The organism is Priestia sp. FSL R5-0597 (genome assembly GCF_038006305.1).
GTDB classification, from domain to species: Bacteria; Bacillota; Bacilli; order Bacillales; family Bacillaceae_H; genus Priestia; species Priestia zanthoxyli.
Genome location: NZ_JBBOUZ010000001.1, coordinates 4,813,411 through 4,839,662 on the forward strand (window position 1 = coordinate 4,813,411; position 26,252 = coordinate 4,839,662).

The following is a 26,252-nucleotide window of genomic DNA, read 5'->3' on the forward strand; positions in this document are numbered from 1 at the left end:
TTCAATTTTACATACATCATAAATTAAAAAGGAGCTAATCAAATGTAGATCATACATTTGATTAGCTCCTGTTATAAGTAAGGTAAGCCACCAAAAATATGTATTTGGTGGAGACGGTGGGAGTCGAACCCACGTCCAGAAATATCGCCACTTAAGCGTCTACGAGTGTAGTTGGCATATTGATCATTCGCGAGCTGTTCTGCCTACCAACAGGCGTCCCAGTCGCTAGTCTGATTATTCTCTTCCTTCGTCCTCAGACGGCGAACTCCGGCGTAGCCCACTTAAAGTGAGTCCCTTACCCTACCACATGGGCGATGGAGGGAGGAACCGCTAAGCTACTATTATGCAGCTAAAGCGAAGTTATTGTTAGATTTGCCAGTTATTATTGGCGTTGATGTTTTAACGAGGCCATCTCCTCGACTCGCAACCTAAGCTCGAACTATCCCTGTCGAATCCGTAACGTCCCCATATAAAAGGGAGTCGGAATGTGTAAGAAAAATTCTTACATCAGATAGCGACTTCAGTGTGCAAAATGAAATCTAACTGATAACAATATTTATTATATCACAAAATGAGCATTTTGCAATTGTAAGATTTTGTAATTTTACATCTTTTGACGATCACGAAATGCTCGTTCGATATCACGCTTGGCTTCTTTACGCTTTAAGTCTTCACGCTTATCATATTTCTTTTTACCCTTACCAAGCCCTAGTAAAACCTTTGCGTATCCATTTTTCAAATACACTTTTAACGGAACTAGTGAATAACCTGTTTCTTTTGAATAGCCAATTAGCTTGCTGATTTCGCGTTTATGCAGCAATAGCTTTCGTGTACGAAGTGGCTCATGATTGTATCGATTTCCTTGTTCGTAAGGACTAACGTGCATATTGTGTAAAAATACTTCTCCGTTTTGCACACGAGCAAAAGAGTCCTTTAAATTCACACGACCATTACGAATTGATTTAATTTCCGTTCCTTGTAGAACAATACCCGTCTCATATGTTTCTTCAATAAAAAAGTCGTGGCGGGCTTTTTTGTTTTGTGCAATTAATTTCCCTTCACCTTTTGGCATAAAACGTTCCTTCCCTTCAGCCGTACTTACGTATATGTATGATATTATGTATCATTTTACTGTATGGAAATCTAAACAACAACTAAAACGTTTAATAGAGCTGTTTTGAAGCAGAAGGTCTATCCTTCTGCTTCACTGCTGTCGATTATTTGCGCTTTTTCTTTTTACGCTTAACGTTTGGAGCGCCTTCGAAGAATCTTTTTTTCTTTTTCTTCTTTGGTTTTTGAGTAGACCACTCTTCATTTTTGCTTCGGCTGCCCTCTCGACCTTTTCCTTTATCGTCTTTGCGTGACTTTTGTTTTGCCTTAATCACTTTAGGACGATCTTTAGATAAGCGTTTGCGGCCTTCTTTCATTCCCACAATAACAAAGTCCACTGAACGCTCGTCTTTATTCACATCGGCAACTTTCACTTCAATTTCGTCTCCAATTCGGAAGACGTTGCCCGTTCTTTCTCCAATCATCGCATAATGACGTTCGTCGTAACGATAATAGTCATCCGTTAAGTCACTAACATGAACTAACCCTTCAATCGTATTTTCCAGCTCCACGAACATCCCAAAGTTTGTAACAGAGCTAATAATACCATTGAATACTTCCCCAACTTTATCAGCCATAAACTCAGCTTTTTTCATATCGTCCGTTTCTCGCTCAGCGTCAACTGAACGACGTTCCATATTAGAAGAATGCTCAGCAACATCAGGCAGAAGCTCGCGCCATTTTTCTTGCGTTTGCTGATCTGTTTTTCCTTCAATTAAATACGTACGAATGAGACGATGAACGATTAAATCCGGATAACGACGGATTGGAGACGTAAAATGCGTATAGAATTCAGCTGATAAACCAAAGTGGCCTAAACTTTCTGCTTCATATTTCGCTTGTTTCATCGAACGAAGCATAACAGTTGAAATAACCATCTCTTCAGGCGTACCCTTTACTTCTTCTAAAATATCTTGCAGCGCACGCGGATGAATATCGTTGCCTGTCCCTTTCACTGTATAACCAAAGTTTGTAATAAACTCTAAGAAACGAGTAAGCTTCTCTGCATCTGGATCTTCATGAATACGATAAATAAACGGTACGTTCATCCAGTGAAAATGTTCTGCTACTGTTTCATTCGCCGCCAGCATAAATTCTTCGATTAGCTTTTCAGCAACTGAACGTTCACGCAAAATAACATCGTGAGGATGTCCATCATCATCTACCAATACTTTTGCTTCTTTGAAATCAAAATCAATGGCACCGCGATCCATTCTCTTTTTACGAAGAATAGCTGCCAGCTTTTCCATACGCTCAAACATCGGAACGATTGGCTCGTAGCGTTCTAACACTTCTTCATCTTTATCCACTAAGATTTTGTTCACATCTGAATACGTCATTCGTTCTGTCGTTTTGATGACACTTTCAAAAATCTCATGTTTTACTACTTCACCTTGTGGATTAATTTCCATCTCACAAGAAAGTGTAAAACGGTTAACTTTTGGATTTAATGAGCAGATTCCGTTAGATAAACGGTGAGGAATCATCGGAATAACTCGGTCTACTAAATAGACGCTTGTTCCGCGCTCTGCTGCTTCTACATCAATCGGAGAACCTTCTTTAACGTAGTGACTTACATCTGCAATATGAACACCTAATTTGTAGTTTCCGTTTTCAAGCTCTGTAACCGTTACAGCGTCATCCAAATCTTTTGCATCTGCTCCGTCAATGGTTACAATAACTTGATCCCGAAGATCGCGACGGTTACCGATATCTTTTTCATCAATCGTCTCAGGTGTATCAATTGCTTGCGTTAAAGCGTCAGCAGGAAATTCTTGAGGAAGACCGTGCTTATGGATAACAGAAATGATATCGATCCCCGGATCGTTTTTATGTCCAAGAATTTGAACAACTTTTCCTTCTGCATTCATGCGGCCTTCCGGATAGGTTGTGAGCTCTACTACTACTTTATGGCCTTCAACTGCACCGTTTCTTGCTGCTTTGGGAATAAAGATATCACCTGCAATTTTTTTGTCATCCGCAATCACAAAGCCGAAATTCTTGCTTTGCGTATACGTACCTACAATTTGCTGGGTACCTCGTTCTAAGATTTTTACAATGGTTCCTTCACGACGAGCACCTGATGATTCTGATAACACTCTTGCAAGCACAATATCTCCGTGCATAGCATTGTTTGTTTCAGTAGGGGGAATAAATACATCACCCGCATCTTTTTCTTCAGGAACTACGAACGCAAACCCTTTTGCATGTCCGCTTACTTTCCCTTTGACAAAATTCATTTGTTCCGGCAGCCCGTAGCGGTCATTTCTTGCTCGGATAATTAAACCCTTCTCTTCCATAATAACAAGTGCCTTAACAAACTCTTTGAATGACTCTGCATCCTCCGTATTAAATTCTTTTGCAAGCTCTTGGACAGTCAAAGGTTTGTAATTATCCCTTTTCATAAAATCCAATATTTCATTCATATAGGGCTGATTTTCTTCTTTCACATCATGTCCCTCCTTTTTCCTTATTCGTATTATCTCTATTACCAATCAAGTGATTCCAAAAATGCATATACATCCTCGTGAAGCTGATCTCGCTCTTTATCAAAGGTAATGGTATGACCAGATTCTTCGTACCACTTTATATCTTTTGTAGGAGACTCGACGCTATTATAAATAATATTGGCGCTGTCTGTATTAATCATATGATCATGACGACCTTGTACAACAAATGTCGGTGCATAAATCATATCAACTGAATTTCGCACTTCAGCGATTAATTCCTGTAAAGACTTTAACGTGTTCATTGGTGTTTGTTTGAACTCTTCCATTTCTTGTTCAATCTGTTCAGACGATTTACCTTCACGCTTTTTATATTCGCGTGCATACGCTAAAACACCTTCATACATGACTTCTTCACTCTTTATATACATAGGCGCGCACATAGGCACAATACCCTTTATAGGTACAGTGTAACCTAATTTCAGTGAAAATACGCCACCTAGTGAAAGACCTACAGCGGCAATACTTTCATGGCCTTTACTTTTCAAAAACTCATAGCCTTCCATGACATCTTTCCACCAATCTTTTGGACCAGTATGAACAAGCTCTTCAGGCGCTACACCGTGTCCTTTATAGTGAGGTGCGTGGCATGTGTATCCTTTTTTCTCTAAAAAACGACCTAACATACGAACATCAGCAGAATTTCCGGTAAAACCGTGAAGTAATAAAACAGCCTTTTCGCCGCCTTCAAATGTAAATGGCTTTGGTTGTGCAATTTTCATATATCATTTAACTCCTTTTAGTTATAATATCTGCAGTCATAATAGAAAAAAACATGTATTTATGTGACGGTCATCACATAACAAGAGATGTGTCCGTCAACTTTTACGCTTTTATACTATATTTAGTACTTTTTTCTAAAGCTATATTATATCATTACTTAAAAATGAAATTAAAGTATTCAACACGCCCATTAAAAAAGCCACCTAATACATAAGTTGGTATACACCAAGTACGTATGCATTAGGTGGCAGTCTATCCAGTAACATATTAAAGTTTGAAATAAGATACAGCAAGTGTTAACGCAAAGAATAAGATAGATAACACTACTGTCAAACGGTGTAAAACTAAGTCAATTCCACGTGCTTTTTGTTTTCCAAATAACGTTTCAGCTCCACCGGAAATAGCTCCAGATAATCCAGTAGTTTTGCTTGATTGTAAAACGACCACAACAATCAATGCAATTGAAACAATCACTAGCAAAGTAATCAGCAATGTATGCACTAAGACACACCTCCTACACCAAGTAATAGTCAATCAGCGGGGTTTCTTCATCCCTTCTGATTGGCATTACCGGGGATAAAGTACGCGCACTACGCTAAGGTTAATTTATCATAAAAAACCCTCTCATACAAGTAATGACAGCGAAATACACCGGATTTTAACATAAAAAAAACGGATGACAATCGTCATCCGTTTTTTATGATTTCAACTTATTTTTTTAAGTTGTAGAAAGATTTAGCGCCATCGTATACAGCTAGAACACCTAGCTCGTCTTCGATGCGTAGTAATTGGTTGTATTTCGCAATACGGTCTGTACGGCTCATAGAACCAGTTTTGATTTGACCAGCATTTGTTGCAACAGCGATATCAGCGATTGTTGCATCTTCAGTTTCACCAGAACGGTGAGAAACTACTGCTGTGTAACCAGCACGTTTAGCCATTTCAATAGCTTCGAACGTTTCAGTTAATGTACCGATTTGGTTAACTTTGATAAGGATAGAGTTACCTACGCCTTGTTCGATACCTTGAGAAAGTTTTTTCGTGTTTGTTACGAATAAATCGTCACCAACAAGCTGTACTTTGCCGCCAATGCGCTCAGTTAATAGCTTGTGACCATCCCAGTCATTTTCGTCTAAACCGTCTTCGATTGAAACGATTGGGAATTCGTTAACTAACTGCTCGTAGAAATCTACCATTTCAGCAGAAGTTACGCCTGTACGACCTTCGCCTGCTAAGTCATATTTACCAGTTTCTTTGTTGAAGAATTCAGAAGAAGCAACGTCCATACCTAATTGGATGTCTTGACCAGCTTTGTAGCCAGCTTTTTCGATTGCTTCAACAATTACTTCTAATGCTTCACGGTTAGAACCAAGGTTTGGAGCGAATCCACCTTCGTCACCTACAGCTGTGTTTAAGCCTTTTGCAGATAAAACAGATTTTAACGCGTGGAATACTTCAGCACCCATACGGATTGCTTCTTTGAATGTAGGAGCTCCTACAGGTAAAATCATGAACTCTTGGAAGTCAACGTTGTTATCAGCATGAGAACCACCGTTGATGATGTTCATCATTGGAGTTGGTAATTGCTTCGCGTTGAATCCACCAAGGTAACGATATAATGGAAGACCTACGAAATCAGCTGCTGCGTGAGCTACTGCCATAGATACACCAAGGATAGCGTTAGCACCTAATTTACCTTTGTTTTCCGTACCATCTAGCTCAATCATAAGGCGGTCGATACCGATTTGATCAGTTGCGTCCATACCTACTAATTCAGGAGCGATAATTTCGTTTACGTTTTCTACTGCTTTTAATACACCTTTACCTAGGTAGCGAGATTTGTCACCATCGCGTAATTCTACTGCTTCGTGTTCACCAGTAGAAGCACCACTTGGTACGATTGCGCGTCCGAAAGCGCCTGATTCAGTATATACTTCTACTTCAACTGTTGGGTTACCGCGAGAATCTAATACTTCGCGTGCATAAATGTCAAGAATTGTTGGCATTTTAAAACTCTCCTTTATAATTAATTATTTAATTAATGTTTTACCTGTCATTTCTTTTGGCTGTGCTACATCTAGAAGAGTAAGCATTGTAGGAGCTAGATCCCCTAGAATACCGTCTTCACGAAGCTCTAAGCCTTGTTTTGTTACAATTACCGGAACAGGATTCGTTGTATGAGCCGTCATTGGATTACCTTCAAGTGTAATCACTTCATCAGCATTACCATGGTCTGCTGTGATAATTGCTGTACCGCCTTTAGCTAAAATTGCATCTACAATTTTGCCTAAGCACTCATCTACTGTTTCAATCGCTTTTACCGTTGGTTCTAACATACCTGAATGACCTACCATATCAGGGTTTGCAAAGTTTAATAAAATAGCGTCCTGCTTGTCGCCCTCGATTTCTGCAAGCAACGCGTCCGTCACTTCATAAGCACTCATCTCAGGTTTCAAGTCATATGTTGCTACTTTTGGTGAATCGATTAAGATACGTGTTTCACCAGGAAACTCTGCTTCACGTCCACCGCTCATAAAGAACGTTACGTGAGGATATTTTTCCGTTTCAGCAATACGAAGCTGCTTTAAGTTATTTTGAGATAATACTTCACCAAGCGTATTATCTAAGTTAATTGGCTTAAAGGCTACATATCCGTCAACTGTTTCGCTGAAGTGAGTTAGACATACAAAATGTAAGTTTTTCGGATGTTTCTCACCGCGATCAAATGAGCGGAAATCTTCGTTTGCGAACGTATTTGAAATTTGAATTGCGCGATCGGGACGGAAGTTGTAGAAAATGACTGCATCTTCGTCTTGAATTTTCGCAACTGGCGATCCGTCTTCCTTTGTAATAACAGAAGGTAAAACGAATTCGTCATAGATTCCATTTTCATATGAATCTTTTACGCACTCTTCAGCGCTTGTATATGATGGACCTTCACCGTACACCATTGCGCGGTATGATTTCTCTACGCGCTCCCAGCGTTTGTCGCGGTCCATTGAGTAGTAACGTCCTGAAAGTGTTGCAATTTCACCAACGCCGTACTCTTCAATTTTTTCATTAAGTTCTTTTAAATACGTTTCAGCAGATTGAGGTGCTACGTCACGACCATCTAAGAAGCCATGAATGTAGACTTTTTCTAAGCCTTCACTCTTAGCTAGACGCAATAATGCATAAAGATGTTCGATATGACTGTGTACACCGCCATCAGATAAAAGTCCGAAAAGATGAAGGTTTGTACCCTTTTCTTTTGCGTGCTTTACAGCTGCTACAAGCGTTTCGTTTTGTTCAAACTCGCCTTCACGAATTGCTACGTTTACACGAGTTAAGCTTTGGTACACAATTCGGCCTGCGCCGATGTTTAAGTGACCTACTTCAGAGTTACCCATTTGGCCTTCCGGTAAGCCTACAGCTTCTCCAGACGCCTGAAGTGTAGCATGAGGATACTCGTTCCAGAAACGGTCGAAGTTTGGTTTTTTTGCATGTGTTACCGCATTACCTTTATCTTCATCGCGTAATGCAAAACCATCTAAGATGATTAATGCTACTGGCTTTTTACTCATTACTTACCAGCCTCCAAAAGCTGTAAGAAAGAATCTGCTTCTAAGCTTGCTCCACCTACTAAAGCTCCGTCAATGTCTGATTGAGACATATATTCTTTAATATTAGCAGGTTTTACGCTACCGCCGTATTGAATACGTACAGCATCTGCAACATCTTGAGAGAATTGTTCTGCAACAACGCTACGGATGTATGCACAAACTTCGTTTGCACCTTCAGCAGTTGAAGATTTACCTGTACCGATTGCCCAGATTGGCTCATATGCGATAACCGTTTGTTTTACTTGCTCATCAGTTAGACCAGCTAATGCTTTTTGTACTTGATTAGCTACAACTGTTTTTGTTTGGTCTTGTTCATACTCTTCGTTTGTTTCACCGCAGCAAACGATTGGTGTTAAACCGTGTTTGAATGCAGCAATTGTTTTTTGGTTTACTGTTTCGTCCGTTTCAGCAAACATTTCACGACGTTCAGAGTGTCCTAAAATTACGTAGTTCACACCTAGGTCTGCTAATGCAACAGGGCTCACTTCTCCAGTGAACGCACCGTTTTCTTCGAAGTGCATGTTTTGTGCACCAATTTTTAAGTCTGTGCCTTTAGTCGCTTCTACTAAACGATCTAAAAATAGTGCAGGTGCACATACTACTGAATCTACGCTTTCAGGAGATGGTACTGCTCCTTTTACTTCTTCAACAAAGCTAGTTGCTTCAGAAAGTACTTTATTCATTTTCCAGTTTCCTGCAATAATTGGTTTACGCATGTGTAACACCGTCCTTTGTTTATTGTGGGTTTTCACTTCACGCGTTAGATGTCCAAGAGGGTGCTGTTAAAAGTGATTCGGTCCCTTTTATCTCTTGGTCATCCTTCTTCGCTGCTTGATAATTATTTATATTATCAGTCGTCAGGTCGGTCCTCCGTCTTACTGAAACATAAACTTACTTATCGTTTAGTGCAACTACGCCTGGAAGTTCTTTACCTTCCATAAACTCTAGTGACGCACCGCCACCTGTAGAAATATGGCTCATTTTATCAGCTAGGTTGAATTTTTCAACAGCTGCTGCAGAGTCTCCTCCGCCGATTACTGAATATGTGTCAGTTGCTTCTGCTAAAGCTTCAGCTACTGCTTTTGTTCCATTAGCAAATGCGTCTAATTCAAATACACCCATTGGTCCATTCCAAATAACTAACTTAGAGTTTTTGATTACGTCAGCATAGATTTCACGCGTTTTCGGTCCTGCGTCTAAGCCTTCCCAATCGCTTGGAATGTTTTCAATTGATACAACTTGAATATTAGCATCATTTGAGAAGTCATCTGCTACTACCACGTCCACTGGCATGTAGAAGTTTACTCCGTTTTTCTTAGCTTTTTCCATGAAAGATTTTGCAAGTTCAATCTTGTCTTCTTCAAGAAGTGATTTACCTACTTCATGGCCTAGTGCCTTAATAAATGTGTAAGAAAGTCCTCCACCGATGATTAAGTTATCTACTTTATCAAGTAAGTGGTCAATTACACCGATTTTGTCTTTAACTTTTGCTCCACCAACGATTGCAGTAAATGGACGTTCTGGGTTCGATAATGCTTTTGAAAGCACATCAAGCTCTTTTTCCATTAAGAAACCTGCTACTGCTGGAATGTGTTGAGCAATTCCTTCTGTTGAAGCATGCGCACGGTGAGCTGCACCGAATGCATCGTTTACGTATACATCTGCTAATTCAGCAAACGCTTTTGCTAATTCAGGATCGTTTTTCTCTTCGCCTGGGTAAAAACGTACGTTTTCAAGTACTAAAACATCGCCTTCGCTCATGCCGTCGATTGTTTTCTTTACTTCTTCACCAAAAGCTTCGTCAGCTTTTGCAACGTCTTTACCAAGAAGAGCTTGTAAACGTTCTGCAACAGCATTTAGACGTAATTCTTCAACAACTTCGCCTTTTGGACGTCCAAGATGGCTAGCTAAAATTACTTTTGCACCTTGTTCTACTAAATATTGAATAGTAGGAACAGCTGCACGAATGCGAGTTTCGTCTGTTACTTTTCCGTCTTTCATTGGTACGTTAAAGTCTACGCGACAAAATACTCGCTTTCCTTTTACATCGATGTCTTTCAACGTTTTTTTGTTCATCGTTAAAAGGCCTCCTTAAGTATTTATGGTACTAAGCAAGTAGGCTTCTATGTAATCATCAATCCACAAACCAACGGACATTTCATTTTATATATTGGCGCCTTTCTATATAAAGTGAAACTCCAGTTAGCTGTTTATGACGCTTTTTCATGTAGAAGCCAATACATAAATCAAGGAAGAGGGGGTATGCCCCTCTCTTCCTTAGCAAGTCTTATTATAGTCGTTCTATTTTCAGATATCCAATAAAAAAGGAAAGTCTAGTCGATTTCTGTCTTATTGAATCAAATAGAAGCGAATTTTAAGTTATTCTTATAGTCCTTTAGCAGCGATGTATTGAGCAAGGTCTACTACACGGTTAGAATATCCGCTCTCGTTATCGTACCAAGAGATAACTTTAACCATGTTACCTTCCATTACCATTGTAGATAATGCATCGATTGTAGAAGAGTTGATGTTACCGTTGTAGTCACCAGATACTAGTGGCTCTTCACTGTAACCAAGGATGCCTTTAAGATCGCCTTCAGCAGCTTCTTTAAGAGCATTGTTTACATCTTCAACAGTTACTTCTTTGTCAAGTTCAGCAACTAAGTCTACTAAAGAAACGTTTGGAGTTGGAACACGCATAGCTCCACCGTTTAATTTACCTTTTAATTCAGGTAATACTAGAGATACAGCTTTAGCAGCACCAGTTGAAGTTGGGATGATGTTTTCAGCAGCTGCACGAGCACGACGGTAATCTTTGTGTGGTAAGTCTAAGATTTGTTGGTCGTTTGTGTAAGAGTGAACTGTTGTCATCATTCCACGTTTAAGACCGAACTTGTCGTTTAACACTTTAGCAAATGGCGCTAAGCAGTTAGTCGTACAAGAAGCATTTGAAATTACGTTGTGGTTAGCTGCATCGTATTTGTCTTCGTTAACACCCATTACGATTGTGATGTCTTCATCAGATGCTGGAGCAGAGATAATTACTTTTTTAGCTCCTGCTTCTAAGTGTTTTGCAGCGTCAGCGCGTTTTGTGAAGAATCCAGTAGATTCAACAACAACTTCTACGCCTTGTTTGCCCCAAGATAATTGAGCTGGGTCGCGTTCAGCAGAGATTTCGATTGTTTTACCGTTTACTACTAAGTTGCTACCATCTACTACTACTTCTGCATCTAATTTTCCGTGTACAGAATCATATTTTAAAAGGTGAGCAAGCATGTTAGCATCTGTTAAGTCGTTGATTGCTACTACTTCAACGTTATCATTTTTTAAAGCTGCGCGGAATACATTACGGCCGATACGACCAAATCCGTTAATACCAATTTTTACTGCCATGGGTATTTCCTCCTTGAATGTAAAAAGTATTTTTTTATATGAGGGATTAATTAAAATCCCTTACTAACTCTTTTGCGGCGCCTTCATCTGTAATGAGAATCGAATCATGCGCTTGTTGCATAAACGCTTTAATTGCCTTTGCTTTTGATGAACCTCCTGCAACAGCAATAACACATTTATTGTTCTTTAAATCATCGAGTTGTATGCCAACTGTTTTAACTTTATGAACAACCTCGCCTTGATGATTAAAATAGTATCCAAATGCCTCACCTACAGCATGTCCATTTTTCACTTTTTCTAAGTCAGCTTGTGGTGTTTTACGGCGTTCTGCCATTGTCATAGCGTCTCCTATTCCGTGAACAACCATACCAGCGGACTTGATTAAATGAAGCATGTCTTTAATAGATGGCTCACCGATAATGGATCGGTATGCTTCATCACTAAGCTGATCTGGAACATGAAGCAAGCGATAGTGACTCATGGACTTTTCAGCCATCTTAGCACAAATCGTGTTTGCTTGGTTTTGTACATTTTCACCTAGCCCTCCGCGAGCAGGTACAAAAAGTACATCAGGGTGTTTTGAATCAGGTGTCATCATTTCGGCAACGGCGGCAAGCGTTGTACCACCTGTAACAGCAACGGTATTTTTTTCACCAACAAGGCGCTCCTTGATACACGAAACAGATGCTCGACCCATTTCATTTTTGACCCAAGGAGACTGATCACTATCTCCAGATACAACAACAACTTCTGATAAAGAAAACGCCTCTTTTAATGTTGTTTCCAATAATCGAAGTCCTGAAACTTCCTTCATTACTTCTTCTAACTCAGCTAGAAGTAGTTCTCCCTCGTTTGTAAGCGTCATCCCACTAGGGTAAATGTCAATCAAATCTTGTTCTTTTAAGAATGTTACTTCGCTTCGTAACACACGCTCTGTTAGCCCAAGGCTTACAGCTAAGTTTCTGCGGCCAATCGGCTGCATTAAACGTATGTATTGCAAGATTTGATAGCGCTTTTGCATAACTGAGAGAAGTTCAGGTAATAATTTTCGTTGTACTTCTATTAAAGAACGCATGTTAAAATCCCCTTAAGGCATAAACTTGCTGGACATATTTTGTCCCATATAGACATATTATGTCCCACCTTGCGCAAAAAAAATTCACCCTGCTACAAAATCTATTCTAACAGGAGTGAATCCTTTATTCAACTCATGTGTTGCCTATTTTTAAAAGTAAGCGTTTTCTTAATGGAATACCTGTTATTTTTCCATATTCCACTTCTTCTCCATCCATTTCTACTACAGGAATCGCAAGGTGATACTTTTCCAGCCACTCATCGTTTTTGTAAATATCTCGTTCCATAAGCTGAAAGGGAAACTCAGACTGCATCTCTGCAAGCAGCTTCTTTGCATCATCGCATAAATGACAGCCATTTTTGGTATATAGTACGACTTCCACATTCCCACTCCTTTACTGCGTGACAAAAAGTTTTCGTTGACTGGATGGTAGAACGTTTAATTGGTCTCGATATTTGGCTACCGTTCTTCTTGAAATAGTAACGTTATAATTGCTTTGCAAGACGTTAGCCAACTGCTGATCTGAAAGCGGACGCTGTTTGTTTTCTTCTGATACTAGCTTTTTAAGCAGTTCTTTTACGTGAGTTGTAGAAGTCGCTTCGTTGTTGCCCAGTTGAATACTAGTTGAGAAAAAAGATTTCATTGAAAAGGTGCCAAAAGGCGTTTGAATATATTTGTGCCGAGTAGCACGGCTAATCGTTGATTCATGCACAGAGGTTTGTTCCGCTACTTCCTTCATCGTTAACGGCTTCAAATACGAAGGGCCCTTTTTAAAAAACGCTTCTTGTTCAACGAGTAAAGTATTCATTAATGCGTTTAATGTGTCTTTGCGTGTGTGTAAACTTTTCATAATCCATTGAAATTCACGATATTTCTCTTGCAAATAAGAAAACATTTCTTGGTTCTGCTTATTTTTCAGCTGAAGTTTGTATTGTTCGTTCACTGAAAGACGAGGTTCCAAATCCTCATTTGCATAAGCAACGACATTTCCATCTTCAATTTTCACAATAAAATCCGGTACAATGAATCGTTCATTGGACTTCATATAAAATGATCCAGGACGAGGATTTAATTTCTTAATCTGTTCATGTAATTGTTGAAGAGCTTCAAGTGAGATTTGACATAACTTTGAGATTTTCATCCATTTTTTATAAGCAAATTCCTCAAAGTGATGTGTCAAAATTTGCTCTATTTTTTCTGTCCATTGATTACTTCTTTTTAATTGGAGCATTAAGCACTCCTGTAAACTTCTCGCCCCTACTCCTGCCGGGTCCATCTGCTGCACAAGTTGAAGAGCCTTTTCAACCTGCTCTTGATCTTGGCCAAGCTGGTTAGCAAGTATGATTAACTCATCGTGCAAATAGCCAGCATCATCCAGACTATGAATAACAAACTCAACGGCTGCCTGCTCACATTCATCTAATTTTAATAATGCGGATTGATTCATTAAATGTTCGTACAGCGTTTCTTTAGGAGCTGGTATACTGCTCATATAATCTGTTGAATCAGAAGTTGCATGATTTTTTTGATTGTGAGATGTATTGACGGGCAGCTCTGAAAAATCTATAAGCGGATTTTGAAGCGCCTGCTCATGTAAAAACGCTACAATATCCATCGATGAATATTGTAAAAGAGAAATAGCTTGTGATAATTCTTTTGACATCGTCAGTTTTAACGACTGCTGCTGAAATAATCCAATCTCCATTATTTCTCCCCTCCCCTTCATCTATTTTACTATAAAAACGCTTTCAAAGAGCATGTAACTATTTTTTATATGTAATTTTTTCATCAAAAAATCTCCGTCAACCTTTGTTAACGAAGCATTTCATCCTATTTTTAGTTACTAACCATCAAAAAAGTAATAGAGCTATACACCTTTATAACTTTTCATTATAATTCGCGCCTACTACATGATCCGAGTACTAATTCGACATGACGTTTTCTTCGTCATGTCGAATTTTCTGCATTTGTATAATATATAGAAGAATTGCTTATTGAATAGTTTGTGCCATTTGCATAAACTTGTCTAAGTTTTCTGCGTCATTTTTCGTAAAAATGGTTAGCTTCATTGGTTTCTTTCCTTTAACCAACACGGCGTTTACCGTATGATCGCCAGATGTGGCTTCATACCAAACAGAATCTTTGAAGATTCCATTCTCTTCAAGATTCTTTTTCTCTGCTGCATTTTTATTAACTGCTGTTGCCGTTTGTTTAACAGATTGAGCAGCGTCATCCAGCGATGCTTCTGATGAAAGCATTTCAATACGCATAAATTGAGAATCATCTGAAGTTAACACTAACGCATCTTTTCCAGGTTCTTCACCCGTTAGTTTATAGCCGTCCATTACTTGAATAGAATAATCTTGTTCTGGGCTTTTTGTTAGTTTTGTTTCTGAAGAAGACCTTGACTGTCCACCTTCCGCCGTTTCGCTAGTCGATGATTGACTTCCTGAAGGTTCGGCTGAGACCTCAGCAGAATCCGCATCTTTTTTCGACTCTTCTTTTGCAGCGCCTGATGTTTGATCAGATTTAGAAGCTGTATCCTGCTGAACATTTTCTGCTTGATTATTAGACTTCGGCTGAGCAGAATCTTCGTTCGTCCCGCATGCAGATAGTAATAGGGCTACCGATGCACTGACAATGAAAAGTTTGTTCATGTATTTCATATTTATTCCTCCTCCGTGTTTCTTTTCCTTATATACTGTTTTATAGTATTCTGACAAATTCCGCAACCGGTACAATGGAATTAATTTCTTGCTTCCTTACGCGTATAAAGGGTTATAGAAGGAAAATAAATATTATTTTTTGAGAAGATGAGCCTTTTTACTCAAAATAAAAAACGTTGCGTAATCCGCAACGTTTTAAGACGCCCTCGACAGGATTCGAACCCACCCTAAGAGAACCGGAATCTCTTGTGCTATCCACTACACTACGAGGGCATATTTGTCACAACTTCCATTATAGGAGAGAAAACTTCTCTTTTCAATAGAATACTACGTTTATTTTTTTTAGAAGGGGGAAAAATTTTAATAATGTCAAAGAGGAATACATAGTCTTTTAAGCGAATATGTGTAGTAGAGGTTCTTTTGTTTGACCTTTATTGACCATACGTGTATTATAGGTACATAACAAATTATTCTTGTTAAGGAGGAATTTAATATGAACTTAATTCCTACAGTTATTGAACAAACAAACCGTGGTGAACGTGCTTATGACATTTATTCACGTTTATTAAAAGACCGCATTATTATTTTAGGTAGTGCTATTGATGATAATGTAGCTAACTCGATCGTTTCTCAGCTTCTATTCTTAGCTGCTGAAGACCCAGAAAAAGATATCTCACTTTATATCAACAGCCCAGGTGGCTCTATTACAGCTGGAATGGCTATCTATGATACGATGCAATTCATTAAGCCAAAAGTTTCTACAATTTGTATCGGTATGGCTGCATCAATGGGTGCTTTCTTACTGGCTGCTGGTGAAAAGGGCAAACGTTTTGCTCTTCCAAACAGCGAAGTAATGATTCATCAACCTCTTGGTGGTGCTCAAGGACAAGCTACTGAAATCGAAATTGCGGCAAAACGTATTCTATTCTTACGTGAAAAACTAAATTCAATTTTAGCTGAGCGTACAGGTCAACCGTTAGAAGTGCTACAACGTGATACAGATCGTGATAATTTCATGACTGCTGAACGCGCTTTAGAATACGGTCTAATTGACAAAGTATTAGAAAACGACCCTAAATAAGAAAAAAGCCTTTCCCACTTTGGGAAAGGCTTTTTTATGCATCGTTCTCTACGTAAGCGACTAACGCATCCATTGCTTCTTTTTCATCTACCCCTTCAACAATGAGCGTAATAAGAGAACCGTTATTAATCGCTAAGCTCATTAACCCCATGATACTTTTAGCGTTGACTACTTTCTCATCTTTCTTCAAGTACACATCAGATGTAAAACGAGTTGCTTCTTGCACGAATAGTGCCGCAACACGAGCTTGTAATCCCGTTTTTAATTTTACTTCTACTTGTTTTTCCATGATAAAATCCTCCCCCTTGCAATTCCCCTTATGTGACTGGCTGACCGGCGCGAAGCTTGTCTGCTATTTGGTCAATTTTACGCAATCGATGGTTAATGCCTGATTTGCTAATTTGACCTCCAGATACCATCTCACCAAGCTCCTTTAACGTAACGTCTTGATATTCCACACGCAAACGAGCAATTTCTCTCAGCTTTTCTGGTAAGATATCTAATCCAGCTGTTTCATCAATATAACGAATGTTTTCCACTTGACGAATGGCCGCTCCGATTGTTTTGTTTAAGTTAGCTGTTTCACAATTAACTAAGCGATTAACGGAATTTCGCATATCTCGGACAATTCTTACATCCTCAAACCGTAAAAGAGCGTTATGGGCTCCAATGATATTTAGAAACTCCGTAATTTTTTCAGCTTCTTTCAAATAGTTAATATAGCCTTTTTTTCGTTCTAATGTTTTACTATTCAATTGAAATTCGTTCATTAAATTGCATAAAGCTTCGTTGTGCTCTTCATACAATGAAAAGATTTCAAGATGGTACGATGATGTCTCCGGGTTATTAATAGAGCCGCCGGCTAAAAATGCGCCTCTTAAGTAGGATCGCTTACAGCATTTCTTTTGTACTAGCTCTGGTGAAATACGATGTGTAAACGTGAATCCTTCTTCTACAATTTTTAAGTCTTCCAAAAGCATTCTTGTTTTCTCTACTAATCGAACAATATACACATTGTTTTTCTTCAGCCGCATTTTCTTACGTACAAGCAGTTCTACTGACACATCATAATTTTTCTTAAGCAGGACATAAATGCGTCGAGCAATCGCTGCATTTTCAGTTTGGACATCAACTGTGAATTTTTTATTCGAAAAAGAAAGTGAACCATTCATTCGAATTAATGCAGAGAGCTCTGCTTTTGCACAGCAATCCTTGACTTCTAAATTCGTTAACTCTTTTTTTGTTTCTGATGCAAATGACATAACTTCACCTCCAATCTACATACGGAAATAGTGTTAAACACCAGTATTCGCTTTACCTTGCAGCGATGTCAGCATAGAATACACAAGCTTTGCTACTTTTTTTGTATCATGCCTAATTACGCTGCCGTCATACTGAATAATTTGATCTTCAATCACTTCTAACCCTAATTTTAGCAATACTTCACGGTCATATTCTACAGGCTGAGCCTGCTCTACTTGATATTTCTTTTTTAAAGGTGCCGGAATAGGTGCATTATTGACAATAATCGCATCTAAAAACGCACACGGCATATGGTTGTAAAGCGCTTTAATATGATCACTTGCCTTAAAACCCAATGTCTCACCCGGCTGCGTCATCACGTTGCACACGTACACTTTCTTTGCTTTTGTCGAACAAAGCTCATTACAAATATCTTGCACCAGTAAATTCGGCAAAATACTTGTATAAAGACTTCCCGGCCCCAATACAATTAAATCAGCGCGTCGAATAGCTTTTATTGTCTCGACAAGCGGTTTCACATCGGCAGGCGATAAAAACACTTTATTAATTTTTTTATTAACTTCTGGAATTTTAGATTCACCTGTTACGATGGATCCATCTTGCATCTCCGCATGCAGCACAACACTTTGATTAGCTGCCGGAAGCACTTTCCCTCTGACGTTTAGTACTTTGCTCATTTCTCGTATAGCATGCACAAAATCGCCAGTAATAGACGTCATAGCTGCAAGCAACAAATTGCCAAGAGAATGGCCTGTAAGCTCATTTCCTGTATCAAATCGATGTTGAAAAAGCTCTTCAACTAGTGGCTCTACATCAGATAAAGCAGCTAGCACATTTCGAATATCACCAGGAGCAGGGATTTCAAGTTCATCGCGCAATCGGCCAGAACTTCCCCCGTCGTCTGCTACGGTTACGATGGCTGTAAGATCAAGAGGGTATTCCTTCAACCCTCTTAACAGCACTGGTAAACCCGTTCCTCCCCCAATGACGACAACTTTTGGAAGCTGTTCACTGCTCATCTATGATTTTCCTTTCTCCTCTCAATGTCACGATGAGAAATATGAGTTTTGTATTCATTCTGGAAATGGTGACCTAAATATTCAGCTAATGTGACGGAGCGATGCTGTCCCCCTGTACACCCTATAGCGATGACCAGCTGGCTTTTACCTTCTCGCTTGTACTGCGGAAGCATAAACGAAAGTAGGTCTACTACTTTTTCAATGAACTTTTGAGTTTCCGTCCATTTTAATACGTAAGAAGAAACCTCTTCTTCAAGCCCTGTTTTAGGACGCATATGGTCAATATAGTGAGGGTTTGGCAAAAAGCGCACATCAAAGACTAAATCAGCGTCAATAGGCACCCCGTATTTAAAACCAAATGACATCACATTAACAGTAAAAACTTGTGAAGCGTGCGAAGAAAACTGAGTTAAAATCTTTTCTCTAAGCTCTCTTGGCTTTAACTCTGATGTCTCATAAATAAGCTGAGCTCTTCCTTTTAACTCCTCAAGCAGCTCCCGTTCCATACCAATTCCTTCTAACGGTAAACCCGAAGGAGCTAGCGGATGTGAACGTCTCGTTTCTTTGTAGCGCGTCACCAGTACAGAATCTTTTGCATCTAAAAATAAAATTTGTGGCGTGACCCACGTTGTTTCACTCATGTTATCTAATGCTTCAAATAGGCTTTCAAAAAACTCTCTGCCTCGCAAATCCATAACAAGAGCAACTTTATTCATTTTATTCCCTGACTCTTTCATGAGTTCCAAAAATTTCGGTAGCAATGTAGGGGGTAAATTATCTACACAAAAGAACCCTAAATCTTCAAAACTCTGAATTGCTACTGTTTTTCCTGCACCTGACATTCCAGTAATAATCACTAATTGAATATCGCTTACAGACCCAGTACTCATTTTTCATCCCCCTCAATCTATGCATACATGTCTATTTATCATTAACAAGGATCAATTCGATAAGATAATAACTCGAAATCCGTTGTATACGTAAAGTTGCCATAAATAACACCCGACCCTTTTGCTACATAATCGATAATGTGATGATCTCCCGGGGCCATCGGCAATTCACTTACTTCACTCAAATTATGCCAACCGAGTTTGCCTTCTTCTGATTCTAGCACATTTGTCCCATCAAAATCTGTAGCAAAAAAAGTAAACATCATCCACTCAGATGAAATTTGATCGTTTTCTTTCATCGTAAATGTAAAAATACCTTTTACAGTGGGATTTTTCAAATAAATTCCTGTTTCTTCACGAAATTCTCTTACAACAGAGTCTTTTACAGATTCTCCTTGCTCCATTTTCCCACCCGGGGCCACCCACCAGTTTCTTCGTGGCTTTTGAAGCAACAATACTTTATCGTCTTTCATTAATACACAATTTGTGACCCTTTGCATGTTTTCCACCTCATCATATGTATACTGACATTTTCTTTTATTATACTACGAAACAAACTTCTCTCACAACGGAGATGAACTAACTATTACTAAATTTTCTGAAAATAAACGCTTGCTGTTATATACGTAAATTCAATCTGTTATAGTCAAAAAAAAGAGGCATAGGAACACGTCCTATGCCCGACATACATATATTTTATAAAAGGGGGTCAATTACTATCTATATAGTACCCCATCAATGTTTCACAGGTGTTACAGAACAGTTAAAACCGAATTACGTTTTGTAAACGATTGATTTCAGCCTTATTGCTGAATAGCTTTTAACTTTTCTTTTAACTCTTCTACATAGTGCTGAGCCGCTTGAGCAGCAATGCTGCCATCACCTGTAGCTGTTACAATTTGACGAAGAGCCTTTTCACGAACGTCTCCAGCTGCGAACACACCTGGTACTTTTGTTTCCATTTGCTCGTTCGTTTCAATATATCCTTCTTTATTCGTGATGTTTAGGCTTTCGAATGGTTTTGTTAGTGGAACCATTCCAACATAAATGAATACGCCGTCCGCACCAAACTCGCGCTCTTCACCTGTTTTTGTGTCTACTAACGTTACGCTGCCTACTTTACCGTCTTTTTCATTTACTTCTTTGACTGTTGTATTCCAGATAAAATCAACTTTTTCGTTGTCAAATGCACGCTGCTGTAGGATTTTCTGCGCGCGAAGCTCATCGCGTCGGTGAATAATTGTTACTTTTGTTGCGAAGCGTGTTAAATATACGCCTTCCTCAACCGCAGAGTCTCCACCGCCTACAACGACTAGCTCTTTACCTTTAAAGAATGCACCGTCACATACAGCACAATAAGATACGCCGCGGCCGCCTAGTTCTTTTTCTCCTGGCGCACCTAATTTTTTATATTCAGCACCAGTAGCAACGATTACTGAACGTGTTTTATATTCTTTGCTGCCTGCACGAACTGTCTTGTATTCTTCTCCGTCGATGATTTCTTTAATATCACCGTACGCATATTCCGCACCGAATTTTTTTGCATGCTCAAACATTTTGTTAGAAAGGTCAGGACCAAGGATATGATCATAACCTGGATAGTTTTCTACATCTTCCGTATTAGCCATTTGACCGCCTGGAATTCCGCGTTCAATCATTAGTGTTGATAAATCTGCACGAGATGTATATACAGCAGCAGTCATACCTGCTGGACCTGCCCCAATAATAATGACATCATAAATTTTTTCTTCTGTCATTTCTTTACACTCCTTTTAGGAAATTCCTTCGTAGTTGATTCCAAATTTATGGATAATTATTTCGTTACCACTATCCTAATATGTTCTTCCTATTATCGTCTATTTTTTTGCTCAATTTAATAACGTATTCACAATTTTACTGTACTTTCTAACTGTTGCAGCCGAAATGGAATATTGTTTTGCCGCATCGGCTTGAGTAATAGACTGGTTTTGTTCTTTCGCCCATATATATGTGACGGCTGCAGCCCATGCATTTACGTTCACATGCTGAAAATAATAGGATTGTTTATATACCTGTACATATACATAAAACCAAAAGCTTAAAAGATCCTGGGTATCACTTTCAGTCTGCGATTCCATCTCCAGTTCAATAACATCTGCCACCTCAAAAATCACATGTTGTTTATCCTGCCATACATACGTATATACTTCATCCAAAAGTGTACTCATATGTATGGACGATTTGATTTCTTCTAAAAGAAGCAGACGCTGCTGTTCAGGAAGCTTTTTTGCCATATACAAGCTGTAAAGCTGATCGTGAACATTGTTTGTTGCACACTTCTTTTTCGCTGTAACATCCACTTTCGATTGAAAAACCTTCGCAGCTTTTTGACTGATGCGCCAAGGCTCCTCTCCTTCTTTATCAGGAACGTCTTCCAATGCCAGCTTCCACATTTCTTTAGCGAAGGCTTCATGTCCAGTATAGTAAGAGGCGTATGAAAGCCAATAATGAAATGAGTTGTCTCCTTGAAAACCTTGTGTATAAAGCTTTTTTAACCATCTGTATGATAGTTTGTATTGACCAATCAACGCAAATGTTGCTCCAAGCTTATAGCGGTGTTCAAATGACATCGGATAAACGCGGCTAAGCCCGTCTGTAAGCTCCTCAACTTCTTTATGCTTATGGCAATAATAATAGAAAATCAGCTGATTGCATAACGCATGAAGATTTCCAGGGTTTTTCTCCAATACTTCATTCAGCAAATCCATTGCCTCATCAATTTTATTTAAATAAAAATAAGCTAACGCTAAATTATTATATGCAGACCAGAATTCTGGATACTCATCAATTATTTCAGTTAACAAATCCACTGCTTCTTCAAAATTCGTTGCTTCAAGCAGTCGTTTTGCTTGTTCTTGTTTTATAATCAGCATGTCGCCTAGCTGATTTTTAGGCTCTTCATCTTCTTCATCCACATCAATTGATAGTAAATCTAACAGATCTGTAGCCGATCGAAAGAGGTCACCATTTGGAAAATGCTCAATGTAATACATCGCGTATTTTTTTGATTCTTCAAACAGTCCAAGATGCGCATAGCTGTTGGCTATATAGTAGTAACAGCTTCCTAATGTATCGTCCATATGATGAATCACATGGAGAAAAAGCTCGTTGGCATCTTGATAATCTCCCTGCTCCGTTAAAGCTACTCCAACGTTTGTAAGAAGCTGTGGATTACGGGCATTTTCTTTGTTTGCACGCGTTAAATACTTGAGCGCTTTATCTGACTCCTCTTCTTCAAACGCCTGCAGCGCTTTTTCGAAATAGAAGTCACCCGTTTGCGAAAATGGAATTACTTGTGCCATTTTTTGAATTACTTTTGAGTGTTTTTCCATTAAGCCCTCCAAATAAGTTGATAATTTCGACGTTCGTAGTATATCACATTTGCCAAGAAGTTTAATACCTCTATTCAAAAAAGGAGCCTGCAAGCAGTCGTTTCTTGACGCAAATAAGAGAAGGTTTTGCCTCTTTTATCTAAAATGAGACAACTCCTTCTCTCCTTTCACTATGTAGCTATTAGCTAGAGTGACGTTCCTTTAATACTGATAGGACATCGTCCAAAGGCAGCTTTTGCTCACGAAGTAAAACAAGTACGTGGTACAGTAAATCCGCAACTTCCCACTTCAGCTCATCATGGTCACGATTTTTTGCTGCAATAATCACTTCACCTGCTTCTTCTCCTACTTTTTTGAGGATTTTATCTACGCCTTTATCGAATAAGTACGTCGTATAAGCTCCTTCTGGCATTTCAGCTTCACGCTTAGCAATCACTTCTTCTAGCTCATTAATAATAGCAAACCGATTATCATTTTGTTTATTTTCGCCAAGAATTGTTTCATTAAAACAGCTGTAAGCCCCCGTATGACAAGCAGGACCTTGAGGCTCCACTTTTACAACAAGAGAATCAGCATCACAGTCATATGCCATGCTCACAATTTTTTGTGTGTTCCCAGAGGTTGCGCCCTTGTGCCATAACTCTTGTCGAGAACGGCTGTAAAACCATGTTTCACGTGTATCAATTGATTTTTGAAGTGATTCTTCGTTCATATAAGCCAATGTTAAAACTTCTTTGCTCACAGCATCTTGTACAATAGCTGGCACAAGTCCATCACTGTTGAATTTAATGTTTTCAATCGTCATCGAATGCTCACTCCTTGTTGTTTTGCATAGCTTTTAATTTCTTTTACAGATGTTTCTTTATAGTGAAAGATCGAAGCCGCCAAAGCCGCGTCAGCTTCTCCTTTTTCAAACGCATCGACAAAATCTTGACCATTTCCTGCGCCGCCAGAAGCAATAACAGGAACGCTCACCGCTTGGCTGACCGCTTTGGTTAACGCTAAATCAAACCCTGACTTTTCGCCGTCTTTATCCATGCTCGTTAACAAGATCTCACCCGCACCGCGCTTCACTGCTTCTCTTGCCCAGTCGATTACTTCCCAGTCCGTTGCATTGCGGCCTCCGTGTGTATAGACTCGCCATGATTGTAAGCTTTCATCGTACTTAGCATCGATTGCTACCACAATACACTGAGCTCCAAAAAAGTCGGACCCTTCTGTAATCAGTGCCGGATTGAGTACGGCCGCTGTATTTAATGACACTTTGTCTGCACCAGCACGAAGCATTCTCTTCATATCTTCTAATGCATTAATTCCTCCGCCCACCGTAAAAGGAATCGCTAGCTGAGATGCTACTTCTTCTACAACATGTACCATTGTTTTGCGTCCTTCATGAGAAGCAGAAATATCTAAAAAGACTAATTCGTCTGCGCCTTCTTCATCATAAAATTTCGCCAACTCTACAGGATCTCCTGCATCTCGAAGTTCCACAAACTGAACTCCTTTTACCACACGGCCGTCCTTTACATCTAAACAAGGAATGATTCGTTTTGTAATCATTACGCTTTCACCTCTTGAAGTGCTTCAGCTACTGTAAACTTATTTGTATAAAGTGCTTTCCCTACAATCGCACCAATAACGCCGTCAGCTTCATATTTCTTTAGTGCATCTAGATCAGCAAGCTTACTAACTCCCCCTGATGCAATCACACCTTTTCCAGTAGCCTTAGCCATTTCAACAATTCCTTCCACATTAGGACCAGACAGCATACCATCTGTAGAAATATCCGTGAAAATAAATGTTTCCGCACCAGCATTAGCCAATTCTTTTCCTAGTTCTGTCGCTTTGATTGTAGATGTTTCCACCCAGCCTTCCGTCGCAACATAGCCATCACGTGCATCAATACCAATAGCAATACGCGCACCATATTCCTTCAACATTTTTTTCACAAATTCAGGATTTGAAATAGCTGCACTTCCTAAAATAACGCGGTCAATTCCGTTTTCTAAATAGTAAGCAACGTCAGCTTCTGAGCGAATGCCTCCTCCAATTTGCACACGTACATTTAATTTCTTTTTCACGCCTAGCACAAATTCATCATTCACGCGCTTAGCCGCTTTTGCGCCGTCTAAATCAACCATGTGAATCCACTGAGCGCCTTCACTTGCGAATTGTGTGGCCATATCTACCGGAGAGTCTCCGTACACCGTTTCTTTTGTGTAATCTCCTTGAAGCAAACGGACGCACTTCCCTCCGCGCATATCAATGGCTGGATATATTTCAAATTTGCTCATACGATGGGCTCCTTTTCTCTACGAAGTTTGCATAATTTTGAAGCATTTGCATTCCGATTGCACTGCTTTTTTCAGGGTGGAATTGAGTGCCAAATACGTGTTCTTTTCCAACAACTGCTGGAACTTCAACATCATAAGGACTTGTTGCTAAAAGCACGTCTTGGTCATTTGTTTTTACGTAATAAGAGTGAACAAAGTACACGTGACCTGCACTGATTCCATCAAGCAGAGCGGACTGCTGATGAAAATCTAAAGAGTTCCAGCCCATATGCGGAACTTTATATGTCTGTCCTTCGGCAGTAATGCCGGGAATACGCTCGACTCTCCCTTTTAACAGTTCCAGCCCTTTTGTTACACCGTTCTCATCGCTTTCTTCAAATAAAAGCTGCATACCTAAACAAATTCCAAGCAAAGGCATCCCTTTTTCTACTTCTTCTTTAATAAAGTCCGTCAGCTTTGTTTGATTCAGCTGTTCCATCGCATCTTTGAATGCTCCAACTCCAGGAAGAATCAGCCCTTTTGCCTTTCTTAGTTCTGCAGGATCTGCGGAGATGATATAGTCATAGTTTAATCGTTCAAGAGCTTTACTTACGCTGTATAAGTTTCCCATCCCATAGTCAATAATGCCAATCATTTACAACATCCCTTTCGTCGAAGGCACACCTTTGACACGCGGATCAATCGTTGTCGCTTCGTCCAAAGCACGTGCTAATGCCTTAAATACCGCTTCAATAATGTGGTGCGTATTTTTACCGTAGTGTACGATTACATGTACATTCATGCGAGATTCTAATGCAAATTTCCATAAAAATTCATATACAAGCTCTGTATCAAATGTACCGACGCGCGAAGCGGGAATGTCACCTTTAAATTCAAAATGAGGACGATTGCTTAAATCTACTACGACTTGGGCTAACGCGTCATCCATTGGTACAAACGCATTTCCATAGCGTTTAATTCCTTTTTTATCACCGAGCGCTTCTTTGAACGTTTGACCAAGGCAAATACCGATATCTTCCGTTGTATGGTGATCATCAATCTCCGTGTCTCCATCTGCTTTTACATCAAGGTTAAACTGTCCGTGTTTGGTAAATAAATCGAGCATATGATTTAAAAAAGGAACGCCTGTATCAATGTTCGCTTTTCCTTCTCCATCGATTCCAATCGCTAATGCAATATCCGTTTCGTTTGTTGTACGTTTAATACTTGACTCTCTCATTGTGAAACTCCTTTCAACTGTGCATGTAATAAGTAAAGA

At 39.4% G+C, this 26,252-nt stretch carries 26 protein-coding genes, 1 tRNA gene and 1 other RNA gene; 1 reads left to right on the forward strand and 27 read right to left on the reverse strand.

Features of this window, described 5'->3' with window-relative positions; translation table 11 throughout:
- Nucleotides 1–105 precede the first annotated feature (105 nt).
- From ssrA to MKX72_RS25530, 15 genes are all read right to left on the reverse strand, one after another.
- Nucleotides 106–467: a transfer-messenger RNA gene (ssrA, locus tag MKX72_RS25460) on the reverse strand.
- A 137-nt stretch (nt 468–604) separates the two neighbouring features.
- On the reverse strand, nt 605–1,072 hold the full coding sequence (smpB, locus tag MKX72_RS25465; RefSeq protein ID WP_013059694.1) for an SsrA-binding protein SmpB: 468 nt from the start codon (nt 1,070–1,072) through the stop codon (nt 605–607).
- 145 nt (nt 1,073–1,217) lie between these two features.
- The gene (rnr, locus tag MKX72_RS25470) at nt 1,218–3,560 is read right to left on the reverse strand and encodes a ribonuclease R (protein ID WP_028412057.1); all 2,343 of its coding nucleotides are present in this window, start codon (nt 3,558–3,560) and stop codon (nt 1,218–1,220) included.
- A gap of 38 nt (nt 3,561–3,598) precedes the next feature.
- A complete protein-coding gene (locus MKX72_RS25475) occupies nt 3,599–4,339 on the reverse strand; it encodes an alpha/beta hydrolase (RefSeq protein ID WP_028412056.1) in 741 nt (246 codons plus the stop codon).
- Nucleotides 4,340–4,607: 268 nt separating this feature from the next.
- Nucleotides 4,608–4,841, reverse strand: a complete 234-nt coding sequence (secG, locus tag MKX72_RS25480; protein ID WP_014457843.1) for a preprotein translocase subunit SecG — start codon at nt 4,839–4,841, stop codon at nt 4,608–4,610.
- Nucleotides 4,842–5,050: 209 nt separating this feature from the next.
- On the reverse strand, nt 5,051–6,346 hold the full coding sequence (eno, locus tag MKX72_RS25485; RefSeq protein ID WP_028412055.1) for a phosphopyruvate hydratase: 1,296 nt from the start codon (nt 6,344–6,346) through the stop codon (nt 5,051–5,053).
- Nucleotides 6,347–6,370: 24 nt separating this feature from the next.
- Nucleotides 6,371–7,903: a 2,3-bisphosphoglycerate-independent phosphoglycerate mutase gene (gene gpmI, locus MKX72_RS25490; RefSeq protein ID WP_155008480.1), complete on the reverse strand. Its 1,533-nt coding sequence runs from the start codon at nt 7,901–7,903 to the stop codon at nt 6,371–6,373.
- Nucleotides 7,903–8,658 carry a triose-phosphate isomerase gene (tpiA, locus tag MKX72_RS25495; protein WP_013085385.1) on the reverse strand — a complete coding sequence of 252 codons (756 nt, stop codon included), beginning with the start codon at nt 8,656–8,658 and terminating at the stop codon, nt 7,903–7,905. The genes gpmI and tpiA overlap by 1 nt, the downstream gene beginning before the upstream one ends.
- Nucleotides 8,659–8,833: 175 nt before the next feature.
- On the reverse strand, nt 8,834–10,018 hold the full coding sequence (locus tag MKX72_RS25500; RefSeq protein ID WP_028412053.1) for a phosphoglycerate kinase: 1,185 nt from the start codon (nt 10,016–10,018) through the stop codon (nt 8,834–8,836).
- 309 nt (nt 10,019–10,327) lie between these two features.
- Complete coding sequence (gene gap, locus MKX72_RS25505; protein WP_014457839.1) at nt 10,328–11,335, reverse strand: type I glyceraldehyde-3-phosphate dehydrogenase; 1,008 nt, start codon at nt 11,333–11,335, stop codon at nt 10,328–10,330.
- Between the two features lie 46 nt (nt 11,336–11,381).
- Nucleotides 11,382–12,410: a sugar-binding transcriptional regulator gene (locus tag MKX72_RS25510; protein WP_014457838.1), complete on the reverse strand. Its 1,029-nt coding sequence runs from the start codon at nt 12,408–12,410 to the stop codon at nt 11,382–11,384.
- Between the two features lie 133 nt (nt 12,411–12,543).
- Entirely contained in the window at nt 12,544–12,792 is a 249-nt protein-coding gene (locus MKX72_RS25515) for a glutaredoxin family protein (RefSeq protein WP_033580423.1), read from the reverse strand.
- Nucleotides 12,793–12,804: 12 nt separating this feature from the next.
- Nucleotides 12,805–14,115, reverse strand: coding sequence for an RNA polymerase factor sigma-54 (rpoN, locus tag MKX72_RS25520; RefSeq protein ID WP_028412050.1), 1,311 nt, complete (start codon nt 14,113–14,115; stop codon nt 12,805–12,807).
- 286 nt (nt 14,116–14,401) lie between these two features.
- The gene (locus MKX72_RS25525) at nt 14,402–15,076 is read right to left on the reverse strand and encodes a hypothetical protein (protein WP_155008479.1); all 675 of its coding nucleotides are present in this window, start codon (nt 15,074–15,076) and stop codon (nt 14,402–14,404) included.
- 201 nt (nt 15,077–15,277) lie between these two features.
- Nucleotides 15,278–15,349 (reverse strand) — tRNA-Arg (locus MKX72_RS25530).
- 220 nt (nt 15,350–15,569) lie between these two features.
- Here MKX72_RS25530 and clpP point away from each other — a divergent pair.
- Nucleotides 15,570–16,157, forward strand: coding sequence for an ATP-dependent Clp endopeptidase proteolytic subunit ClpP (gene clpP, locus MKX72_RS25535; protein WP_013059707.1), 588 nt, complete (start codon nt 15,570–15,572; stop codon nt 16,155–16,157).
- Nucleotides 16,158–16,191: 34 nt separating this feature from the next.
- On the opposite strand, the gene MKX72_RS25540 is transcribed toward clpP, so the two are convergent.
- From MKX72_RS25540 to hisB, 12 genes are all read right to left on the reverse strand, one after another.
- On the reverse strand, nt 16,192–16,446 hold the full coding sequence (locus tag MKX72_RS25540; RefSeq protein WP_013059708.1) for an HPr family phosphocarrier protein: 255 nt from the start codon (nt 16,444–16,446) through the stop codon (nt 16,192–16,194).
- 28 nt (nt 16,447–16,474) lie between these two features.
- Nucleotides 16,475–17,419 (reverse strand): DNA-binding protein WhiA, encoded by a 945-nt coding sequence (gene whiA, locus MKX72_RS25545; RefSeq protein WP_013085390.1) that lies wholly within the window; start codon nt 17,417–17,419, stop codon nt 16,475–16,477.
- 33 nt (nt 17,420–17,452) lie between these two features.
- The gene (locus MKX72_RS25550) at nt 17,453–18,439 is read right to left on the reverse strand and encodes a gluconeogenesis factor YvcK family protein (protein ID WP_028412048.1); all 987 of its coding nucleotides are present in this window, start codon (nt 18,437–18,439) and stop codon (nt 17,453–17,455) included.
- Nucleotides 18,436–19,329, reverse strand: coding sequence for an RNase adapter RapZ (rapZ, locus tag MKX72_RS25555; protein WP_013059711.1), 894 nt, complete (start codon nt 19,327–19,329; stop codon nt 18,436–18,438). The genes MKX72_RS25550 and rapZ overlap by 4 nt, the downstream gene beginning before the upstream one ends.
- Before the next feature lie 41 nt (nt 19,330–19,370).
- Nucleotides 19,371–19,829 (reverse strand): 8-oxo-dGTP diphosphatase, encoded by a 459-nt coding sequence (locus MKX72_RS25560; RefSeq protein ID WP_013059712.1) that lies wholly within the window; start codon nt 19,827–19,829, stop codon nt 19,371–19,373.
- Nucleotides 19,830–20,132: 303 nt separating this feature from the next.
- Nucleotides 20,133–21,086: a thioredoxin-disulfide reductase gene (trxB, locus tag MKX72_RS25565; RefSeq protein ID WP_013059713.1), complete on the reverse strand. Its 954-nt coding sequence runs from the start codon at nt 21,084–21,086 to the stop codon at nt 20,133–20,135.
- Nucleotides 21,087–21,197: 111 nt separating this feature from the next.
- Nucleotides 21,198–22,700 carry a tetratricopeptide repeat protein gene (locus MKX72_RS25570; RefSeq protein WP_155008478.1) on the reverse strand — a complete coding sequence of 501 codons (1,503 nt, stop codon included), beginning with the start codon at nt 22,698–22,700 and terminating at the stop codon, nt 21,198–21,200.
- Nucleotides 22,701–22,881: 181 nt separating this feature from the next.
- Nucleotides 22,882–23,505, reverse strand: a complete 624-nt coding sequence (hisIE, locus tag MKX72_RS25575) for a bifunctional phosphoribosyl-AMP cyclohydrolase/phosphoribosyl-ATP diphosphatase HisIE (protein WP_013059715.1) — start codon at nt 23,503–23,505, stop codon at nt 22,882–22,884.
- Nucleotides 23,502–24,260: an imidazole glycerol phosphate synthase subunit HisF gene (gene hisF, locus MKX72_RS25580; RefSeq protein ID WP_025752585.1), complete on the reverse strand. Its 759-nt coding sequence runs from the start codon at nt 24,258–24,260 to the stop codon at nt 23,502–23,504. The genes hisIE and hisF overlap by 4 nt, the downstream gene beginning before the upstream one ends.
- The gene (hisA, locus tag MKX72_RS25585) at nt 24,260–24,994 is read right to left on the reverse strand and encodes a 1-(5-phosphoribosyl)-5-[(5-phosphoribosylamino)methylideneamino]imidazole-4-carboxamide isomerase (RefSeq protein ID WP_025752584.1); all 735 of its coding nucleotides are present in this window, start codon (nt 24,992–24,994) and stop codon (nt 24,260–24,262) included. Before hisA ends, hisF begins: the two co-directional genes overlap by 1 nt.
- On the reverse strand, nt 24,981–25,628 hold the full coding sequence (gene hisH / locus MKX72_RS25590; protein ID WP_034264272.1) for an imidazole glycerol phosphate synthase subunit HisH: 648 nt from the start codon (nt 25,626–25,628) through the stop codon (nt 24,981–24,983). The genes hisA and hisH overlap by 14 nt, the downstream gene beginning before the upstream one ends.
- The gene (gene hisB / locus MKX72_RS25595; protein WP_013059719.1) at nt 25,629–26,213 is read right to left on the reverse strand and encodes an imidazoleglycerol-phosphate dehydratase HisB; all 585 of its coding nucleotides are present in this window, start codon (nt 26,211–26,213) and stop codon (nt 25,629–25,631) included.
- Nucleotides 26,214–26,252: the final 39 nt, after the last annotated feature.

What these genes read in the sequence shown, in the direction of transcription:
- MKX72_RS25540 (WP_013059708.1), bottom strand. Translation starts at nt 16,446, where the DNA reads ATGGAAAAACAAGTAGAAGTAAAATTAAAAACGGGATTACAAGCTCGT.
- MKX72_RS25525 (WP_155008479.1), bottom strand. Translation starts at nt 15,076, where the DNA reads ATGAAATACATGAACAAACTTTTCATTGTCAGTGCATCGGTAGCCCTA.
- MKX72_RS25500 (WP_028412053.1), bottom strand. Translation starts at nt 10,018, where the DNA reads ATGAACAAAAAAACGTTGAAAGACATCGATGTAAAAGGAAAGCGAGTA.
- smpB (WP_013059694.1), bottom strand. Translation starts at nt 1,072, where the DNA reads ATGCCAAAAGGTGAAGGGAAATTAATTGCACAAAACAAAAAAGCCCGC.
- MKX72_RS25570 (WP_155008478.1), bottom strand. Translation starts at nt 22,700, where the DNA reads ATGGAAAAACACTCAAAAGTAATTCAAAAAATGGCACAAGTAATTCCA.
- gap (WP_014457839.1), bottom strand. Translation starts at nt 11,335, where the DNA reads ATGGCAGTAAAAATTGGTATTAACGGATTTGGTCGTATCGGCCGTAAT.
- tpiA (WP_013085385.1), bottom strand. Translation starts at nt 8,658, where the DNA reads ATGCGTAAACCAATTATTGCAGGAAACTGGAAAATGAATAAAGTACTT.
- eno (WP_028412055.1), bottom strand. Translation starts at nt 6,346, where the DNA reads ATGCCAACAATTCTTGACATTTATGCACGCGAAGTATTAGATTCTCGC.
- hisA (WP_025752584.1), bottom strand. Translation starts at nt 24,994, where the DNA reads ATGAGCAAATTTGAAATATATCCAGCCATTGATATGCGCGGAGGGAAG.
- hisB (WP_013059719.1), bottom strand. Translation starts at nt 26,213, where the DNA reads ATGAGAGAGTCAAGTATTAAACGTACAACAAACGAAACGGATATTGCA.
- MKX72_RS25475 (WP_028412056.1), bottom strand. Translation starts at nt 4,339, where the DNA reads ATGAAAATTGCACAACCAAAGCCATTTACATTTGAAGGCGGCGAAAAG.
- MKX72_RS25550 (WP_028412048.1), bottom strand. Translation starts at nt 18,439, where the DNA reads ATGAGCAGTGAACAGCTTCCAAAAGTTGTCGTCATTGGGGGAGGAACG.
- whiA (WP_013085390.1), bottom strand. Translation starts at nt 17,419, where the DNA reads ATGTCATTTGCATCAGAAACAAAAAAAGAGTTAACGAATTTAGAAGTC.
- rapZ (WP_013059711.1), bottom strand. Translation starts at nt 19,329, where the DNA reads ATGAGTACTGGGTCTGTAAGCGATATTCAATTAGTGATTATTACTGGA.
- MKX72_RS25510 (WP_014457838.1), bottom strand. Translation starts at nt 12,410, where the DNA reads ATGCGTTCTTTAATAGAAGTACAACGAAAATTATTACCTGAACTTCTC.
- clpP (WP_013059707.1), top strand. Translation starts at nt 15,570, where the DNA reads ATGAACTTAATTCCTACAGTTATTGAACAAACAAACCGTGGTGAACGT.
- rpoN (WP_028412050.1), bottom strand. Translation starts at nt 14,115, where the DNA reads ATGGAGATTGGATTATTTCAGCAGCAGTCGTTAAAACTGACGATGTCA.
- hisH (WP_034264272.1), bottom strand. Translation starts at nt 25,628, where the DNA reads ATGATTGGCATTATTGACTATGGGATGGGAAACTTATACAGCGTAAGT.
- MKX72_RS25560 (WP_013059712.1), bottom strand. Translation starts at nt 19,829, where the DNA reads ATGCAAAGGGTCACAAATTGTGTATTAATGAAAGACGATAAAGTATTG.
- gpmI (WP_155008480.1), bottom strand. Translation starts at nt 7,903, where the DNA reads ATGAGTAAAAAGCCAGTAGCATTAATCATCTTAGATGGTTTTGCATTA.
- trxB (WP_013059713.1), bottom strand. Translation starts at nt 21,086, where the DNA reads ATGACAGAAGAAAAAATTTATGATGTCATTATTATTGGGGCAGGTCCA.
- hisF (WP_025752585.1), bottom strand. Translation starts at nt 24,260, where the DNA reads ATGATTACAAAACGAATCATTCCTTGTTTAGATGTAAAGGACGGCCGT.
- hisIE (WP_013059715.1), bottom strand. Translation starts at nt 23,505, where the DNA reads ATGACGATTGAAAACATTAAATTCAACAGTGATGGACTTGTGCCAGCT.